We start from the raw sequence: 16,781 nt of genomic DNA, 5'->3' as shown, positions 1-16,781 counted from the left end.
GTCCACCGATCTGACTCGGAGCCCGGCGCAGCCTCGGGCGCGTGATGAGGATGAGGGAATGAGCACAGCCACCAGCACCGTCTACGACGGCCCGTTCGCCCCGATCCTGCTGACCTTCGTCGACGACGCGCTCGTCCATCTCGACGTCGCGCACGACGGCGTCGACATCGCCCGCGCCGAGATCGCGCACCGTCTCGGTGGCGTCCCCGACCCCGATCCCGCTCCCGCCCACGACGCGCTCGCACAGTTGGACGAGTACTTTGACGGGCGACGCCGGGCCTTCGAGATCCCGCTCGACTGGCGTCTGGTCGGCGGGTTCACGCGCGCGGCGCTGCAGGCGACACGGCGTATCCCCTACGGCGAGGTCGCCTCGTACGGCGAGGTCGCGATCATGGCGGGCTCGCCGGGCGCGGCGCGCGCGGTGGGCACGGCGTGCGCGAACACGCCGTTCTCGATCGTCGTGCCCGTCCACCGCGTCGTGCGCGCGGACGGCTCCATCGGCGAGTACGGCGGTCATCCCGAGGTGAAGCATTTCCTGCTCGACCTCGAGAACGGCGTCGCCGACCGATTGCGCGCCCCGGCTTAGGGAGCGCGAGGGCGCAGGCGGGCGGGGATTCGCGCCCCGGCGCCGACGTTCGCGCCCCGGCGTAGGGAGCGCGAGGGCGCGGGCGGGCGGGACTCGCGCCTCGGCGCCCACGGTCGCGCCCCGGACCGGTGTCGCTTGGGCGTCGCCGGCGGTTGCGGCACGGATCGGGTCTCGCTTCGCGGCGCCGACGCGTCCCCGCCGCCCCGACCCGACACGTGGCCGGACCCGGGCGGCGGAGAACACCCTCAGTGGCTCGACGCCTTCTCGGCACCGAAGCCCGTGAGAGAACGCACGTCCATCTCGGCCGCCTTCCGCGGGTCCTCCTTGCGGGTCGAGGTGATCGAGCCGAGCCATCCGAGCAGGAACCCGAGCGGGATCGACACGATGCCCGGATTGTTCAGCGGCCAGATCGCGACTCCCGCGTTCGCGAAGACACTCGTCGGCGTGCCCCAGAACACCGGCGACAGGAAGATCAGCACCAGCGCCGAGCCCAGTCCCCCGTACATGCTCCACACGGCACCGCGGGTGCTGAACCGCCGCCAGAAGAGCGAGTACAGGATCGTGGGCAGGTTCGCCGAGGCGGCGACGGCGAAGGCGAGCGCCACGAGGAACGCGACGTTCTGACCCTGCACACCGATGCCACCCACGATGGCGAGGATGCCGATGACGACCACGGTCCGACGCGCGACCTTGACCTCGCCGTCCGGGGGGACGTTTCCCTTCTTCACGACGTTCGCGTAGATGTCGTGCGCGAACGACGCGGCCGCGGTGATCGTGAGGCCCGCCACCACCGCCAGGATCGTCGCGAACGCCACCGCCGAGATGAACCCGAGCAGGATCGGACCGCCCAGTGCGAGCGCGAGCAGCGGCGCCGCCGCATTCACTCCGCCGGGAGCCGCCAGGATCGCCTCCGGACCGACCAGGGCACCGGCGCCATAGCCGAGCACCAGAGTCAGGAGGTAGAACAGGCCGATCAACCAGATCGCCCACACGACGGATCGGCGCGCCTCCTTGGCGGTCGGCACCGTGTAGAACCGCATGAGCACGTGCGGGAGACCCGCCGTTCCGAGCACGAGCGCGAGGGCGAGCGAGATGAAGTCCCACGGGTTCGCGCCGTACTGCAGGCCGGGTCCGAGGATCGCCTCTCCCTTCGGCGATGCCGCGACCGCGCTCTCGAGCAGCGTGTTCAGGTTGAACCCGTTGATCGCGAGCACCCAGATCGTCATGACGACGGCGCCGCCGATCAGGAGGAACGCCTTGACGATCTGCACCCAGGTGGTGCCCTTCATGCCGCCGATCAGCACGTAGACGATCATCAGGATGCCGACGACCGCGACGACGATCGACTGCCCCACGCGCTCGGTGATGCCGAGCAGCAGCGAGACGAGGCCGCCCGCCCCCGCCATCTGCGCGAGCAGATAGAAGAAGCACACCGCCAGCGTCGTGATGGCCGCGGCCATCCGGACGGGACGTTCCTTCAGGCGGAACGACAGCACGTCGGCCATCGTGAACTTGCCCGTGTTGCGCATGAGCTCGGCGACGAGCAGAAGCGCGACCAGCCACGCCACCAGGAAGCCCACCGAGTACAGGAACCCGTCGTACCCGTTGATCGCGATGGCCCCGCAGATTCCGAGGAACGACGCCGCCGAGAGGTAGTCGCCGGCGATGGCGAACCCGTTCTGCGGCCCGGTGAACGACCGCCCCGCTGCGTAGTAGTCCGCGGCGGTCTTGCTGTTGCGACTGGCGCGGATGACGATGAAAAGCGTCACCGCCACGAACGCCCCGAAGATCGAGATGTTGAGGACCGGGTTGTTCTCGACCGTCTGCACGGCGGCGTGCACAGTACCGAAGACCTCGTTCACGATTCACCCCGCTCGGCGCGCTCGAGTTCTTCCCGCAACTGCTCGGCCCCCGGGTCGAGGCGGCGGTTCGCGTAGGCGACGTAACCCATGGTGATCGCGAACGTCGTCACGAACTGTCCGAGCCCGAACACCAGACCCACCGTGACGGCGCCGAACACCGGCTGCGCCATGAAGTCCGGCGCGAACGACGACAGCAGCACGTACACGAAGTACCAGACGAGGAACGCCGCGGCCATGGGGAAGACGAAGCTGCGCTGACGCCTCTTCAGTTCCCGGAACGGGGCGGACTCCTCGATCGCGATGTAGTCGACGCCGCGCGGGGCGCCGTCGATCCTTCTATCCGTCATGTGGCCTCCTTGCCTCATGAGACCGGTGCCATGCGGCACCGGACGGGGGGAAAACACCGGGTCGGAGAACCTTCCCGATGGTAGGGTCGACGCTACGAAAGGCGGCGACGCAGCCGTCACCCCCGGAAGTAGGTAGTTCGTGGGAGCACCGGCCGCACTCCGTGACGACGCGACGCTCGTGTCGCACGCGGTGACCGAGCTCGCCCGACGCACGCACTTCCCCGTCGCCTTCGGCGGTCTCGAGCACGACGGCGCCGTCCACGTCTCCACGATCGTCGGGGCGCGCACGCGCAGCATCGAGGGGCTCGTCGTCCACGCCGAGCGCGGCCTCGGTGGTCGGGCGCTCGTCGAACGGCGCCCGCGACTGGCCCTGGACTACCGCAACGCCCGCACCATCACCCATGACTACGACCGCGCGATCCTCGGCGAGGGCATCGCGACGCTGTTCGCCGTACCCGTGCTGGTCCGCGGCAGCGCCCGTGGCGTCCTGTACTGCGGCTCATGGGCGCAGGCCCCGCTCGGTGAGCGCGAGGCGCGGCCGGCGTTCGACGTCGCCGGCGAGCTCGGCACCGAACTGCGCGTGCGCGACGAGGTCGACCGTCGCCTCGCCGCCGCGACGCCCGGCGACGACGGCCTGAGCGCCGGCGCGCGGGAGGAGATCCGGCAGAGCTACGCCCAGCTCCGCAGCATCGCCGCGACGGTCCACGACGACGGCGTGCGCCGACGGCTGGAGGAACTCGAGGCACGCCTCGCCGCGCTCTCCGGCGATGTGTCGATGGACCCGGAGGGGGCCGGCATCCACCTCTCCCGCCGCGAGCTCGATGTGCTCTCCTGCGCTGCGGTGGGTGCCACCAACGGTGAGATCGCGGCATCTCTCGCCCTCCGCGAAACCACCGTGAAGTCGTATCTCGCATCGGCGATGTCCAAGCTGGATGCCTCGACCCGGCATGCCGCCGTCGCCCGGGCGCGCCGGGTCGGTCTGCTGCCGTGACGCGCTGAGGAAGCCCCTGGACGGTCCGTGGGTATCCCCTGGGAATGGCGCTGAGAGCTTGAGACGGGCTCGCATTCTCGGCATCGTGGCTGGCCCCTGACGTCGACACAGAAGGAGAGCCACATGCTGACGCTCACCGAAGAGGCCACCACCGCCGTCAAGACCATCGCCGCCCAGTTGCCCGACGCCGCCCAGGGCGGCGTGCGCATCGAGGGTGCCGGGTCGCCTGATTCGCAGTTCCGCTTGTCGGTCGTCGACGGTCCCGAGCCCGAAGATGCCGTCGTGGAGAACTCCGGCGCGCGCGTCTTCCTCGACGCCGACGCCGCCCAGGTGCTGGATGACCGCGTGCTCGACGCGCAGGTCGACGGCCAGGGCTCCGTGCAGTTCGCGGTGACCGCCCAGGCCTGACGCCGTTCGACGATGCCCCGGCTGCGCGCCGGGGCATCGTCGTGTCCGGGGGCGGGTGCGTCCCCGTCACGAGGCCCGGTGCGTCCGAGGGGCCAGGAGTGATCTGGTGCCCCCGACAGGATTCGAACCTGCGACGCCCGCGTTAGGAGTGCGGCGCTCTATCCCCTGAGCTACGGAGGCGGGATTGCCTTCCAGCCTACTGCGGGCCGGCCGGAGCTCCGGCGCGCAGGTGCTCGGCGAGAGCCTCGTCCCACTCCCCCGGCTCCGACAGCACGGCCTCGCGCACGTCCACGCCGTCCGGGCCCACGGAGGCGACGCAGGCGAGAAGCGACTCGAGCACGACGTCGTCGTGCGCGTCCCGCCGCAGCACCGAGGCGGACGGATCGGCCGTGGAGGCGGCGACCACGTCGAGCCACGGTCCCCACCATTCGTCGCCGGTCGCGATTCCCGCCCGGCGGAAGTCGTCGAGCCAGCGGCCGATGCGCGGCGTACCCCGATCGTCGGGCGCGTGATGGGCGATCATGTGCGTGCCGGGGGCGAGCCGGGTGCGCCGGGCCGCGAGACCGTCCCATTCCACGACGGTGGCGCCGTCGGCATCCACCTCCACCAGGTTGAACCCGCGTGTGGGCGGATCCTGCGGGAGCGTCCCCGCCACGGACTGCAGCGGGATGCCGCCCCGACTGACCACCTCCACGTCGGAGCGTTGCGACAGGTCTTCGCGGTTCAGCAGCACCGCCAGGCGCCGGGCGGCCGGATCGATCGCGAGCCACGCCCCGCCGGCGCGGTCGTCGCGGACGCCGCGCACCCCGGGCTGTTCGGGCCACCAGGGTCCGAGACCCCGCCACGGACGATGCCGGTCCTCGTCACGGACGGCCAGGATCCGGACGGGCCGGCCGCTCTCGCGCGGGACGTCGACGACCACGGTGCACATTGCGTCCACGCTACCCGCGCGGGAACGCGTGCCGGGCGGTGCGGCGACCGTCACGGGGCGCCGCGGATCGGCATCCACCTGGAAGACTGGGCCCATGTTCGTCGTCGTGGGAGTGACCGGGGGCATCGCCGCCTACAAGACCGTCGGGCTCGTCCGACTGCTGGTGAAGGCGGGGCACGACGTGCACGTCGTCCCCACCGACGACGCCCTGCGTTTCGTCGGCCTGCCGACGTGGGAGGCGATCAGCCGCAACCCGGTGACGACGTCGGTGCACGACGACGTCGCCCGGGTCCGCCACGTCGCGCTCGGCCAGGCGGCCGAACTCGTGATCGTCGCGCCGGCCACGGCGAACACGCTCGCGTCGATGACCGCGGGGCTCGCGTCCGACCTCCTCGGGACCACGCTCCTCGCGACGACCGCACCGGTCGTGGTCGCCCCGGCGATGCACACCGAGATGTGGCGCCACCCCGCGACCGCGCACAACATGGACGTCCTCCGTGCCCGCGGCGTGCACGTCGTCGGACCGGCGGACGGCGCGCTCACCGGCGGTGACAGCGGCCCCGGACGCATGTCGGAGCCCGAGGAGATCGTCGCCACCGCGCTCGCCCTCGTGGAACGCCCGCGCGACCTCGCCGGCCTCTCGGTGCTCGTCAGCGCCGGAGGCACCCGCGAACCGATCGACCCGGTCCGGTTCCTCGGCAACCGGTCGAGCGGGCGCCAGGGTGTCGCGATCGCGCGCGCCGCCGCGGCTCGCGGTGCGACCGTGACGCTCGTCGCCGCGCACCTCGACGGCGACGTCCGCCCAGATCCGCGCGTCGAGGTGATCTCCGTGGGCACCGCCGACGAGCTCGGACGGGCGATGGATGCCACGGCCCCCGACGCCGACGTCATCGTCATGGCCGCGGCGGTCGCCGACTACTCCGTCGCCGCGGTGTCGGAGCACAAGCTCCGCAAGCAGGAGTCCCCCGGCACACTCACGCTCGACCTGGTCGAGAACCGCGACGTCGTGGCGGGGCTCGTGGCCGCACGCCGACCCGGCCAGACGATCGTGGCGTTCGCCGCCGAGACCGTCGACAGCGAGCAGGAGCTCCTCGAGCGCGCCCGCGCCAAAGCCGCACGCAAGGGCGTCGACCTCCTCGCCGCGAACGCCGTGGGGTGGACGCAGGGCTTCGAGTCCGCCGACAACGCCCTCACGATCGTGGGGCGCGACGGCGACGTCGTGTCGGCGGCATCCGGGACGAAGGACGACACCGCTCACGCACTTCTCGACGCCGTTCTGACGGCGCGGACGCGCTGACGGGTCTCCCGTCCGAAGTCCTGCCGCCGTTCCGGCGGCGCGTTGAGGGATCGCCGGAACGGCGGCATGCGTCCGGGCACGGACCCGACCCGACCGCCGCGGGTCGTGGTCCGCGCCGCGGATCAGACGGCGGTCGGAGCGGAGAGCGCGGCGACGATCTCGCTCGGCTCGGTGCGCGTGGTGTAGTCCACGTGGATGTCGGCGAACCGGATGACCCCGTCGGCGTCGAGGACGAAGACGGACGGGAACGGGATGCGCGCCGTGCCGTCGGCGTTGCTGTCGGCCACGTCGAACCCGAGGTCGGTATGCGCCGACCGGGCGGCGCTGCTCGGCTCGGTCACGATCCCGAACTGCTCCGCCAGGACGTTGGACGGGTCGGAGAGCACCGTGAATTCGAGCGACCCGTTCGTGACGCTCTGCGCCGACCCGTCGGGAGTCTGCGGGGAGATCGCGATGAGGTGCGCGCCCCGTTCCCGCAGGACGGGCAGGAGCTCCTCCTGGTACGTGCGGAGCGTGACGTTGCAGTACGGGCACCATGCGCCGCGGTAGAACACGACGACCGCCGCCCCCTCGCCGCGGGCGGCCGACAGCGACGTCGTCGCCCCCTCCGGCGTGAGGAGGTCCGCATCCGGAGCGGAGTCGCCGACGGAGCGCACACCGGCGGGGACGCCGGCGTCCCGCAGATCGCTCTGCTCCCCGGCGAAGACCGCAGCCAGACGGTCGCCGATCTGCTCCTCGAAACCGACGTTGAACTCGTTCACCTGCTGGGCGATGGACGATGTGGACATGTGCGTTCTCCCGGGTGGATATCGACGTCGAGCGCCGGTTCGAGGAGCGTAAAACGCTCCCGAACCGCGAGGACCGTCGCTGTCATCCGGTGAGACAGAGGGTCAAAGGCCGACACGTTGGGCCTGAACGACCCCGGCCCCGGAAAGAGATGCTAGGCGGCGTTCGTCCCGCCGCCGGGTCAGTATCCGGTGGAGTACTGCAGCTGCTCGAGGATCGGGACGATCGAGCTGAACAGCGCCACGACCCAGATGGATACGGCGATGATCGTCACCAGCGTCACCGCGATCCACCCCCAGACCGGAGCGAGACCCTTACCGGTCTGGCGCCGCAGGATGACCGCGCGTCCGATGACGTACACACCGACGCTGGAGATGACGAGGACGGTGAAACTCCACGCCCAGTGGAAGGGCTTCTGGATGCCGCGGGCGCGCAGCTGACGCCAGTCCAGGAACGCGAACAGCACCGTCAGGGCGACGATGATGAGGCTGAAGATGGACGTGCCGGCCGTCACCGCCAGGGACGACGACGCCAGGTAGGGGGCCTGCTCGGGGTAGGCCGAGGCGTAGACGGACTCCTGGACGTAGGTCTGCCAGTCGAAGAGGAACAGCGTCGACACGGACAGCAGCGGAAGCGCGACGGCGAGCCAGATCCAGACCGTGTTCGTCGAGACGTCGGCGCGAGCGGGCGCGGCGGCCGCGGGAGCCGCGGGAGCCGTCGGGTAGCCGGGAGCCGTCGGGTAGCCGGGAGCGACCGGGGCGCCGGGCCCCGTCGGTGTTGCCGCGCCGGGCTGAGCCGGGGCGCCGGGGTAGGCCGGGGCACCGGGATAGGCGGGGGCACCGGGGTAGGCGGGCACTGCGGCGCCGGCGGAGACGGGGGGCGTCGGCGGGACGGGCGGGGCCACCGGCGGGACGGGCGGGGTGTCCGCGGCCCGCGCCTCGGGCGCGGCCTCCGGCGCGACGGGGGCGGCGGGCGCGGGCGCAGTCTCGGGGGCATCGACCGCGGGCGCAGTCTCGGGGGCTGCGGCCGGCGCGGCGGGCGCGGACTCCGGTGCGTCCGGAGCCGCGGGAGCCTCGGCGGAGGGCCGCACGTCGTCGGTCCACGCCGTGCCGTTCCACCGGCGCAGTCCGCCGCTTCCCGCGGGGTCGGGGTACCAGCCGTCGGGCGGAGTGGGCGTGTCGGTCATGTCGTTCCCCCTGTGATGCGTCGGCATGGCGTGAATCCCCCGAGTCTAGTGAAGGCCTTCGCCGTCACCGGAAGTCCCGGGAGACGTGCGACACACCCACGCGGAGATCCGTGAATCCGTCGGCGACCACGTTCGTGACCCCCTCGACCGATCTCTCGAGCATGCCCCGCACGATGAGCGCGGGCGATTCCCGCACGATCCGTCGATACCGGTTCCACACCCCCACCGAGCACACGATGTTCATGAGGCCGTGCTCGTCCTCGAGGTTGAGGAACGTGATCCCGGATGCCGTCGCCGGCCGTTGCCGATGCGTGACGAGTCCCGCCACCTCGACCCGGCGGTCGGTCTCGGCCGACCGCAGTTCGCGCGAGGTGAGCACACCGCGGGCGTCGAGGGCGGAACGGAAATGCGTGAGCGGATGGTCGTCGGTGGAGAGCCCCGTGGCCCACAGGTCGGCGGCGAGCACCTCGTAGCTCGACGGATCGGTGAACAACGGCGGCTGCACGAACGCCACCGAGTCCGGCAGGAACTCGGGCCGGTCCTGCGCCGCCGACCCCGACAGCCAGATCGCCTCGCGTCGCGAGTGCCCGAGGCATTCGAACGCCCCGGCGGTGGCGAGTGCCTCGAGCTGGGCGGTGACGAGGCCCGTCCGGCGCACCAGATCGCGCAGGTCGCGGTACGCACCGCCGCTCTCGCGTTCGGCGACGATGCGTTCGGCGACCTTCACCCCGATGCCGGTGACACCGGCGAGCCCCATCCGCACCGCGAACGCCCCGTCCCGCCGGTGCGCCTCGGTCTCGTCGGGGGCCGAACGGTCGAAATCCCCCGTCGGAAGCTGGTCGGCGCACGCGCACGCGTCGAGTCCGGTCGCGGGGCGGCGGCGATCGGCATCCGGCCCTCCGGTCTCGTCGTCGAGCGGCTCGAGGCCGGCTTCGACCCCCGACCGCAGCAGGTCGGGGCGACGCACCCGCACCCCGTGGCGGCGGGCGTCGGCGGTCAGCGTCGCGGGCGAGTAGAACCCCATCGGCTGCGCGCGCAGCAGCCCCGCGAGGAACGCCGCCGGATAGTGCAGCTTGATCCACGAGCTGGCGTAGACCAGCAGGGCGAACGAGAGCGAGTGCGACTCTGCGAACCCGAAGTTCGCGAACGCCTGGATCTTCGCGTACAGCTCGTCGGCGACCGCGCCGACGAGGTTGTTCTCGGCCATGCCGGCGTAGAGCTTCTCGCGCAGCGAATCGATGCGCTCGAGCCCGCGTTTCGACCCCATCGCACGCCGCAGCAGGTCGGCATCCTCGGCGGAGCAGTTGCCCACCGCGACGGCCATCTGCATGAGCTGTTCCTGGAACACCGGGACGCCCATCGTCCGTTCGAGCACCGGACGCAGCCTCTCGTGCACGTAGGTGATCGGCTCCTGCCCGAGCTTGCGGCGCACGAAGGGGTGCACGGCACCGCCCTGGATGGGCCCCGGGCGGATCAGGGCGATCTGCACCACGAGGTCGTAGAAGCGCCGGGGCTGCAGACGCGGCAACAGCCCCATCTGAGCGCGGGACTCCACCTGGAACACCCCGATCGAGTCGGCGCGGCACAGCATGTCGTAGACCGCTTTCTCCTCCTTCGGCAGCGTCGACAGCTCCCAGTGCTCGCCCGTGGCATCCCGGATCAGGTCGAAGCAGTACTGCAGCGCCGCGAGCATGCCGAGCCCCAGCAGGTCGAACTTCACCAGCCCCATCCAGGCGGCGTCGTCCTTGTCCCACTGGATCACGGTGCGGTTGTCCATGCGGGCGTGCTCGATCGGCACGACCTCGCCGACGGGCCGGTCGGTGAGCACCATGCCGCCGGAATGGATGCCGAGATGCCGCGGCGCCTTCAGCAGCTCGGCCGCGAACTCGATGACCTCGTCGGGGATGTCGTGATCGGCGCCGGTCTCGAGCGTCGCCCCCCACCGTTCGACCTGTTTCGACCAGGCGTCCTGCTGGCCCGGGGAATGCCCCAGGGCGCGGGCCATGTCGCGCACGGCGTTCTTGGGTCGGTATTGGATGACGTTGGCGACCTGCGCCGCGCGGTCGCGGCCGTAGGTCTCGTACACCCACTGGATGATCTCTTCGCGACGATCGGAGTCGAAGTCGACATCGATGTCGGGCTCTTCGTCGCGCAGGCTCGACAGGAAGCGTTCGAACGGCAGGCGGTAGAAGATCGAGTCGACCGCGGTGATGTCGAGCAGGTAGCAGACGGCGCTGTTGGCCGCCGATCCCCGCCCCTGGCACAGGATGCCGCGCCGCCGTGCCTCGGCCACGATCCCGTAGACGATGAGGAAATACCCGGGGAAGTCCTTCATCTCGATGACGGCGAGTTCGCGCTCGATGCGATCGCGATCGTCGGCGGAGAGGCGGGGATACTTCCGCGGTACGGCCTCCCACACCAGGTGCCGCAGCCACGACATCGGCGTGTGCCCCTCGGGGACGGTCTGCTTCGGAAGCGCGGGCTTGGCTCGCCGCAGCGGGAAGGCGAGCTCGTCGGCGAGCGAGACGGTCCGCGCCACCGCTCCCGGGTAGCGCGCGAACCGCGCGGCCATCTCGGCCCCCGAGCGCAGGTGCGCCCCGGCGTGCGCGGGCAGCCACCCGTCGAGTTCGTCGAGACTGCGGTTGGCGCGTACGGCGGCGACCGCCGCGGCCAGCAGCTCCTTCTTCGGTGCGGCGTAGTGGACGTTGTTCGTGGCGAGCACGGGGAGCCCGCGTTCGGCGGCGAGCGCGGCGAGCAGGTCGTTGTGGGCCGAATCCAGCGGAGAGCCGTGGTTCATGAGCTCGACGTGTACGGCGGCGGGTCCGAACAGATCGACCAGACGATCGAGCGCGCGAGCGGCTCCGGCCGGACCCTCGGATGCCAGGGCCCGACGCACCGCCCCCTTCCGGCATCCGGTGAGGATCGCCCACTGCGGATCCGCGGGGCCGCCGGCGCGTTCGGCCAGATCGGCGAGGTCGTAGACCGGTCGCCCCTTCTCGCCGCCGGCGAGCTGGGCGTGCGTGATCGCCGCGGCGAGCCGGTGGTACCCCTCTTCGCCGCGGGCGAGCACGAGCAGATGCGAACCGGTGGGATCGGGTTGACCGTTCTGCGGCCCCGGGAGCCCGAGCGAGAGCTCGGCGCCGAAGACGGTGCGGACGGTGCGCGCCTCGGCTGCCTCGGCGAACCGGACGATGCCGTAGAAACCGTCGTGATCGGTGAGCGCGAGCGCGTGGAGACCGAGCTTCTCGGCCTCTTCGACGAGCTCTTCGGGCGAGGACGCCCCGTCGAGGAAGGAGTACGACGAGTGCGCGTGCAGTTCGGCGTACGGGACGGCGTCGACGGGACGCTCGATGGCGGGGGGAACGTAGGGCCCGCGCTTGTGCGACCACGCGGGGCTGTCGCCGCCGTCGCCGTTCGCCGGTGTCGAGGCCGGTCGCCTCGTGTCACTCAGCGCCCGTTCGAGTTCCGACCACTTCACCGGCGGATTGTGGAAGCCCATCAGCCCTCCCCCGTCCGCCGGGTGCGCGCGACCCGGGGTCGGTCAGTCATAACGCCCCTCCGCCCGCCATTCGCCCTCTTCGACGACGAGCAGCCACGCACCGCCGTCAGCGTCGACCACCTGGAAGCGGTGGGCGTGGCGCCGGCGCAGCGGATCCCACCCGCGTTCGCTGATCGGCCAGGGCCCCGCCCACTCGCGGATCCGCACCCGGCGCCCGCCGGCGTCGAGGACCGCCGGCGGGGCGCTCAGCGCGTCCCGCTCCCCCACGGTGACCGACGCCCCCGCGATGTCGGTGACCTCGACCAGTCGCGGCTCGGGATACACGGTGGCCGGCAGCGGGTCGGGGAGACTTCCCGGCCAGGGCCGGGCACGGTCTTTCGCCGTGACCGCGCGGTCCCCCCAGGGCACCAGCACCTGCCTCTCGGCCAGCCAGCGGCCCCCGCCGATGACGGGGGTGACGACGGCGCGGTGCCCGAGCATGGCCTGCACGCGGGAGAGGGCGTGGTGCACCCGTTCGTCGGGTCCCGCGCCGAAGAGGCCCTTGGCGTGGTGCGCCGCGTCATCGACCGCCTCGGGTTCGATGGACACCCCGGCCACACCGCTGCCGAAGATGCCCCGGCCGTCCTCGGCGAGCTGCCAGCGGACGCGATCGACCACGGCACCGGCGTCGAACGACCCGGGGTGCAGCCAGACGCGTTCGCTGCGCTCCCCGCGTTCGCCCGAGAGCACCACGCGCAGTTCGGTGCACACCAGGTTCTGCTCCCCCAGGCGCGCGATGAACTCCTCCGCGGCGATGCGCATGCCGAAGGCGATCTGGTCGGCGAGTTCGAGCGGCGGCTCGAAGGCGACCTCGCGGTGCAGCTCGGGCGGAGGCGTGCGGGGCTGCACCGGTTGGGAGTCGCGCCCGGAGGCGAGGGCGTGGAGTCGCGCCCCGCGCTCGGCGAAGCGCTCGCGAACACGCTCGACGGGCATCGCGGCGAACTCGCCCAGGGTGTGCACCCCGAGGCGCGCCAGCAGGCTCGCAAGATCGACGTCGTCGAGAGAGGTCACCGGGAGCGGGGCGAGGAACGCAGCCGCCTGCCCGCCGGGCACCACTCGCACCGGCTCGTCGGCACGGGTGACGCGGGCGGCGTGTTCGGCGGTGAAGACCCCGTCGGCCACACTCGCCCGGGCATCCGCGAACCCCTCGTCCGCCAGGAGCCGGACGAGCATGCGCGCCGCTTCTTCTTCGCCGCCGTAATACCGCGCCGGACCGCGCGCACGAAGGGCGCAGAGTCCGGGACGCACGATCTGCACCCCCGGGGCGTGTTCCTCCACCAACGCCACCACGGGGGCGAACACGCGCGCGTCGCGCACGGGATCGGCCGCGACGACGATGACGGACGGACACAATGCCTGAGCGTCACGGCGCCGCTGGCCCCTGCGCACGCCCTGGGCACGCGCCGCGGCGGAGCAGGCCACGACGGTGTTGTTCTCGAACACCGCGAGGGGTGCGTCGGCCCGCGGAGGTCGAACGGCTTCGCGACGATAGGCCAGGACCGGCCAGTCGGGCAACCACAGGACGAGGCTGCGGGTGGGCTCCTGCATCATCCCGCCACCCGCTGCCGGTACTCCGTCCGCTCCCGCGGGAGGAGTCTCTCGGTGGGAGCACCGAGCAGTTCGATCGATCCGTCGGCGGCGGGGAGCAGCATGCGCGCCCGACGTGCCGTGGGGGTGCGCTTGCTGCTGACCGACACCGTCAGCTCGCGGCCAGCGAGATACCCGTGCCCCTGGCCGAGACCCGCCCACCGCGGATCGGCGACGTCGATCACGGCCTCCGCCTGCGGCCACGCCCCCTGCACCAGCAGGACGGTGCCGCGATCGCGGAGCCGCGCCGCGAGTCGGGTGGCCTCGGCCCCTCCGCGGGCGGTGTTCGCTCCGGCCGGGGGGCGTACCGCCACCACCGGCAGGACCTCGGCGATCGTGGCCGTGACCGCCAGCCACCGCGGCCCCGGATCGGGGATGAAGACGAGCCGGTCGAGGTCGAGCCCGTACTTCTCGGCGGCCTCGGCGCCCAGCTCGGGCATGCCGACGACCCCGCACCACGCGCCGTCCTGAGAGGGGCGGGCCATGAGCGCCAGCAGCAGCGACATCGAGCGGGCGATCGCGTACGCCGACCCCGATCGCAGGCCACCGCCGGGAAGCAGCGACGTGAAGGCGGGGTGCGTCGGCAGCACCGGCGCGTCCAGGCGCCGCCCCTGCATCCGCTCGAGACGATCCCGGAGCGCGTGGATGTCGGGAACGGCCTCCGCCTGGTCTCGCACGATCGCCCTCACTCCCACAGGTTAGAACATGTGTTCTACACTCTCAATCCCTGTGGTTCGAAGATACGATCCCCCTCCGACATCGCGGCGGGCGGCTCAGATCAGGTCGGCGGTCCGCGCGATCCGGGCAAATCCGCCCTGCTGCAGCACCAGCCCGGTCGCGGCCATCAGCTCGGCCGCGGAGCGCGTCACGACCCCGAGCCCCGCGACCTCGGCCGACAGATCGAAGGTGCGGGTGGCATCCAGCGCGACGGTCACGTCGTATCCGAGATTGCCCGCCATCCGCGCCGTCGTCTCCACGCACATGTTCGTCTGGATACCGCAGATGACGATCTCCCGGATGCCGCGCTCCCCCAGCCACGCGTGCAGATCGGGGTCGCCGTAGAACGCGGAGTTGACGATCTTCGTGAGGAACAGAGCCGGCTCGACAGCCGCGACGACGTCGACCAGGGCGTTCCCCGGCGACGCCGGATGCAGCGGAGATCCCTCCGACCGCGAGTCGTGGCGCACGACGACGACGGGCTCCCCGTCGGCCACCCAGCGCTCCACGAGGGCACCGACGTTGGCCTCGCAGTCCGGATTGGCGGTCGGCCCCCAGAAATCGAGGTCGTCGAAGCCACGCTGCATGTCGATCACGAGGAGAGCACGAGTCATGCCTCCATCACACCACCGACCGGGATGCCGCGCACCGCCTCGGGGCAGAGGTGACGCCTATGCCGCCAGCGCCAGGTACGGCTCCCATCGGGGGTCGGACTTGTCGACTCCGCGCACCGTCCAGGACGACCCGTGAGGGGGCCCCGGAATCAGACGCAGCTCCCACATCATCTCCTGGGGCGTGCGGTCGCCCTTGATGTTGTTGCACCGCAGGCAGCAGGCCACGAGGTTCTCCCACGTGTCCTTCCCCCCGCGCGAGCGGGGAAGCACGTGGTCGATGGTCGACGCGGCCTTCCCGCAGTAGCCGCAGCGGTGCGCATCGCGACGCAGCACCCCCCGCCGGGTCACCGGAACGCGACGGGCGCCCGGAACGCGCACGTAGCGCGTGAGGATGATCACCGCGGGGCGATCGTACGTCCCCGCCGCCGCCCATACGGGATCACCGTCCACGCGTTCGACGACGGTGGCCTTCTCGTTCATCACGAGCACGAGGGCCCGCTTGAACGACACGACGGCGAGCGGCTCGTAGCCCGCGTTCAGCACCAGTGTGCGCATTCCGTTTCCTCTCGAATGGCCGAGACGGCTTCTCGGATGTTCGACTCTCGACGGTGGAAGAGGCGCAGGGGCATGAAAAAAGGCGCTGTCTATGCAGACAGCGCCTCGGAAGCCGCGGTGAGGCCGCGGCATCCGCTCACACGATGCCGAAGGACGAGCAGCCCGAGCGCATCCATGGTGCGGATGCGAGGCATGGTGTCCATCAGCGTTCCCTTCGGTTCTCCCGACGTCGCGAATAGGCTAACCCACCGCGACACGCCCGGGGTCCGCTCCACGGGGAAACGACAGACGGCGTGTCGGAGAACGATCGTCTCCAGCACGCCGTCTGAGGACTTCGGTGTTCAGCCCGCGTTCTGCTGCAGCCAGGCGTACGGGTCGACCACGGAGCCGTTGATGTGCACCTCGAAGTGGAGGTGGTTGGCCGTCGAGCTGCCCGTCGAGCCGACGAGGCCGATGAGCTGGCCCGCGGCGACGGTCTGGCCCGCCTGGACCTGGCGGCTGCCGTACGTCATGTGCCCGTAGGTCGTCGAGACCTTCTGGCCGTTGATGACGTGCTCGATCACGATGCCGACGCCGTACCCGCCGTAGCTCTCGGACGAGACGCTCACGACACCGGCGGCGGCGGCGAAGATCGGCTGCCCCTGGGGAGCGAGCAGGTCGACGCCCTGGTGGTATCCGGAGTCCCACAGCCCGCGACCGAGGATGTAGTTGGTGATCGGCCACCGGACCTCGCCCGAACCGGGCGCGGTCATGTTGAGGTTGACCGAGGAGACGGCGACGTTCGCACTCGCGGCCAGCTGCCGGGCACGTTCGGCGGCAGCCGCTGCGGCGGCCTCCTGATCCTTCTTCTTCTGGATCTCTTCGGCCGTGGTGGCGGAGTAGCTGCTGCGGTCCAGCGTCTCGGCGTTCGCGTTCGACGCGACGACGAGCGACTGGTTGTCGGGAGCCGACATCTCCTGCAGCGTCACGGTCTCGGCCGCGGGGTGCGACGCGGCGTACGCGGGGATCGCGACGGTCGCGACGAGGCCGGCGACCATCGAGAGGATCACCGCGCTGCGCAGCGGCTTCGCGCCGCGTCGGAACGACGAGGATCGGGGGGCGGGAGCGGGACGGGCGACGGCCGAAGAGGCCACGGCGGGTGTCCGCTGGGGGCGGCGAGCGGGTCGGGCGACCGCGGCGCGCGCGCTCTTTCGAGTCTGACCCGTCGCCGGGACCTCGGGCAGGTCCGCAACGGGATCGGTGTGTTCAGCCAAATTTCCTCCGGCGCCTCTGCGTGGTACACGCTGGCTCGTCAGCACTCGATTGGGGGCACGATGTGCGGGCTTCACCCTCTGCGGACGACGAGCCGTGGAGGCAAACCGCGAGGGGTCCGACGG

15 protein-coding genes and 1 tRNA gene are annotated in these 16,781 nt (G+C 71.5%); 4 read left to right on the top strand and 12 right to left on the bottom strand.

The window, feature by feature from the left end; translation table 11 throughout:
- The first annotated feature begins 58 nt into the window (after positions 1–58).
- Positions 59–586 carry a methylated-DNA--[protein]-cysteine S-methyltransferase gene (locus QM517_RS01075; RefSeq protein ID WP_283284534.1) on the top strand — a complete coding sequence of 176 codons (528 nt, stop codon included), beginning with the start codon at positions 59–61 and terminating at the stop codon, positions 584–586.
- A 245-nt stretch (positions 587–831) separates the two neighbouring features.
- Here QM517_RS01075 and QM517_RS01070 read toward each other — a convergent pair whose 3' ends face one another.
- On the bottom strand, positions 832–2,448 hold the full coding sequence (locus tag QM517_RS01070) for a solute symporter family protein (RefSeq protein WP_278102160.1): 1,617 nt from the start codon (positions 2,446–2,448) through the stop codon (positions 832–834).
- Positions 2,445–2,795, bottom strand: coding sequence for a DUF485 domain-containing protein (locus tag QM517_RS01065; RefSeq protein WP_283284531.1), 351 nt, complete (start codon positions 2,793–2,795; stop codon positions 2,445–2,447). The genes QM517_RS01070 and QM517_RS01065 overlap by 4 nt, the downstream gene beginning before the upstream one ends.
- Positions 2,796–2,934: 139 nt before the next feature.
- On the opposite strand from QM517_RS01065, the gene QM517_RS01060 reads away from it, so the two are divergent.
- On the top strand, positions 2,935–3,786 hold the full coding sequence (locus tag QM517_RS01060) for a helix-turn-helix transcriptional regulator (RefSeq protein WP_283284529.1): 852 nt from the start codon (positions 2,935–2,937) through the stop codon (positions 3,784–3,786).
- Positions 3,787–3,909: 123 nt separating this feature from the next.
- Positions 3,910–4,194: a Fe-S cluster assembly protein HesB gene (locus tag QM517_RS01055; protein WP_077051979.1), complete on the top strand. Its 285-nt coding sequence runs from the start codon at positions 3,910–3,912 to the stop codon at positions 4,192–4,194.
- Between the two features lie 104 nt (positions 4,195–4,298).
- On the opposite strand, the gene QM517_RS01050 is transcribed toward QM517_RS01055, so the two are convergent.
- Positions 4,299–4,374 (bottom strand) — tRNA-Arg (locus tag QM517_RS01050).
- Between the two features lie 16 nt (positions 4,375–4,390).
- A complete protein-coding gene (locus tag QM517_RS01045) occupies positions 4,391–5,125 on the bottom strand; it encodes an NRDE family protein (RefSeq protein WP_283284528.1) in 735 nt (244 codons plus the stop codon).
- Between the two features lie 94 nt (positions 5,126–5,219).
- Between QM517_RS01045 and coaBC the strand changes: the two genes are divergently transcribed.
- On the top strand, positions 5,220–6,422 hold the full coding sequence (gene coaBC / locus QM517_RS01040) for a bifunctional phosphopantothenoylcysteine decarboxylase/phosphopantothenate--cysteine ligase CoaBC (protein WP_283284526.1): 1,203 nt from the start codon (positions 5,220–5,222) through the stop codon (positions 6,420–6,422).
- Between the two features lie 122 nt (positions 6,423–6,544).
- Here coaBC and QM517_RS01035 read toward each other — a convergent pair whose 3' ends face one another.
- From QM517_RS01035 to QM517_RS01000, 8 genes are all read right to left on the bottom strand, one after another.
- Positions 6,545–7,210, bottom strand: coding sequence for a peroxiredoxin-like family protein (locus tag QM517_RS01035; RefSeq protein WP_283284525.1), 666 nt, complete (start codon positions 7,208–7,210; stop codon positions 6,545–6,547).
- Positions 7,211–7,389: 179 nt separating this feature from the next.
- A complete protein-coding gene (locus tag QM517_RS01030; RefSeq protein ID WP_283284523.1) occupies positions 7,390–8,394 on the bottom strand; it encodes a DUF2510 domain-containing protein in 1,005 nt (334 codons plus the stop codon).
- A gap of 64 nt (positions 8,395–8,458) precedes the next feature.
- The gene (locus tag QM517_RS01025; protein ID WP_283284521.1) at positions 8,459–11,893 is read right to left on the bottom strand and encodes an error-prone DNA polymerase; all 3,435 of its coding nucleotides are present in this window, start codon (positions 11,891–11,893) and stop codon (positions 8,459–8,461) included.
- 42 nt (positions 11,894–11,935) lie between these two features.
- Complete coding sequence (locus QM517_RS01020) at positions 11,936–13,480, bottom strand: DNA polymerase Y family protein (RefSeq protein ID WP_303655334.1); 1,545 nt, start codon at positions 13,478–13,480, stop codon at positions 11,936–11,938.
- A complete protein-coding gene (locus QM517_RS01015) occupies positions 13,480–14,208 on the bottom strand; it encodes a hypothetical protein (RefSeq protein WP_238592386.1) in 729 nt (242 codons plus the stop codon). The genes QM517_RS01020 and QM517_RS01015 overlap by 1 nt, the downstream gene beginning before the upstream one ends.
- 84 nt (positions 14,209–14,292) lie before the next feature.
- The gene (locus QM517_RS01010; protein ID WP_283284519.1) at positions 14,293–14,850 is read right to left on the bottom strand and encodes a cysteine hydrolase family protein; all 558 of its coding nucleotides are present in this window, start codon (positions 14,848–14,850) and stop codon (positions 14,293–14,295) included.
- 57 nt (positions 14,851–14,907) lie between these two features.
- Entirely contained in the window at positions 14,908–15,405 is a 498-nt protein-coding gene (locus QM517_RS01005) for an HNH endonuclease (RefSeq protein ID WP_077051985.1), read from the bottom strand.
- Positions 15,406–15,746: 341 nt separating this feature from the next.
- Positions 15,747–16,538, bottom strand: a complete 792-nt coding sequence (locus QM517_RS01000) for a M23 family metallopeptidase (protein WP_283284516.1) — start codon at positions 16,536–16,538, stop codon at positions 15,747–15,749.
- Between the last annotated feature and the right edge of the window lie 243 nt (positions 16,539–16,781).

Origin of the sequence: Microbacterium sp. IEGM 1404 (genome assembly GCF_030056775.1) — a bacterium.
In the GTDB taxonomy this organism is placed as follows: domain Bacteria; phylum Actinomycetota; class Actinomycetes; order Actinomycetales; family Microbacteriaceae; genus Microbacterium.
This window is presented reverse-complemented; position numbering and strand designations above follow the sequence as displayed.

What these genes read in the sequence shown, in the direction of transcription:
- QM517_RS01035 (WP_283284525.1), bottom strand. Translation starts at nt 7,210, where the DNA reads ATGTCCACATCGTCCATCGCCCAGCAGGTGAACGAGTTCAACGTCGGT.
- QM517_RS01025 (WP_283284521.1), bottom strand. Translation starts at nt 11,893, where the DNA reads ATGGGCTTCCACAATCCGCCGGTGAAGTGGTCGGAACTCGAACGGGCG.
- QM517_RS01010 (WP_283284519.1), bottom strand. Translation starts at nt 14,850, where the DNA reads ATGACTCGTGCTCTCCTCGTGATCGACATGCAGCGTGGCTTCGACGAC.
- QM517_RS01045 (WP_283284528.1), bottom strand. Translation starts at nt 5,125, where the DNA reads ATGTGCACCGTGGTCGTCGACGTCCCGCGCGAGAGCGGCCGGCCCGTC.
- coaBC (WP_283284526.1), top strand. Translation starts at nt 5,220, where the DNA reads ATGTTCGTCGTCGTGGGAGTGACCGGGGGCATCGCCGCCTACAAGACC.
- QM517_RS01075 (WP_283284534.1), top strand. Translation starts at nt 59, where the DNA reads ATGAGCACAGCCACCAGCACCGTCTACGACGGCCCGTTCGCCCCGATC.
- QM517_RS01005 (WP_077051985.1), bottom strand. Translation starts at nt 15,405, where the DNA reads ATGCGCACACTGGTGCTGAACGCGGGCTACGAGCCGCTCGCCGTCGTG.
- QM517_RS01020 (WP_303655334.1), bottom strand. Translation starts at nt 13,480, where the DNA reads ATGCAGGAGCCCACCCGCAGCCTCGTCCTGTGGTTGCCCGACTGGCCG.
- QM517_RS01055 (WP_077051979.1), top strand. Translation starts at nt 3,910, where the DNA reads ATGCTGACGCTCACCGAAGAGGCCACCACCGCCGTCAAGACCATCGCC.
- QM517_RS01065 (WP_283284531.1), bottom strand. Translation starts at nt 2,795, where the DNA reads ATGACGGATAGAAGGATCGACGGCGCCCCGCGCGGCGTCGACTACATC.
- QM517_RS01030 (WP_283284523.1), bottom strand. Translation starts at nt 8,394, where the DNA reads ATGACCGACACGCCCACTCCGCCCGACGGCTGGTACCCCGACCCCGCG.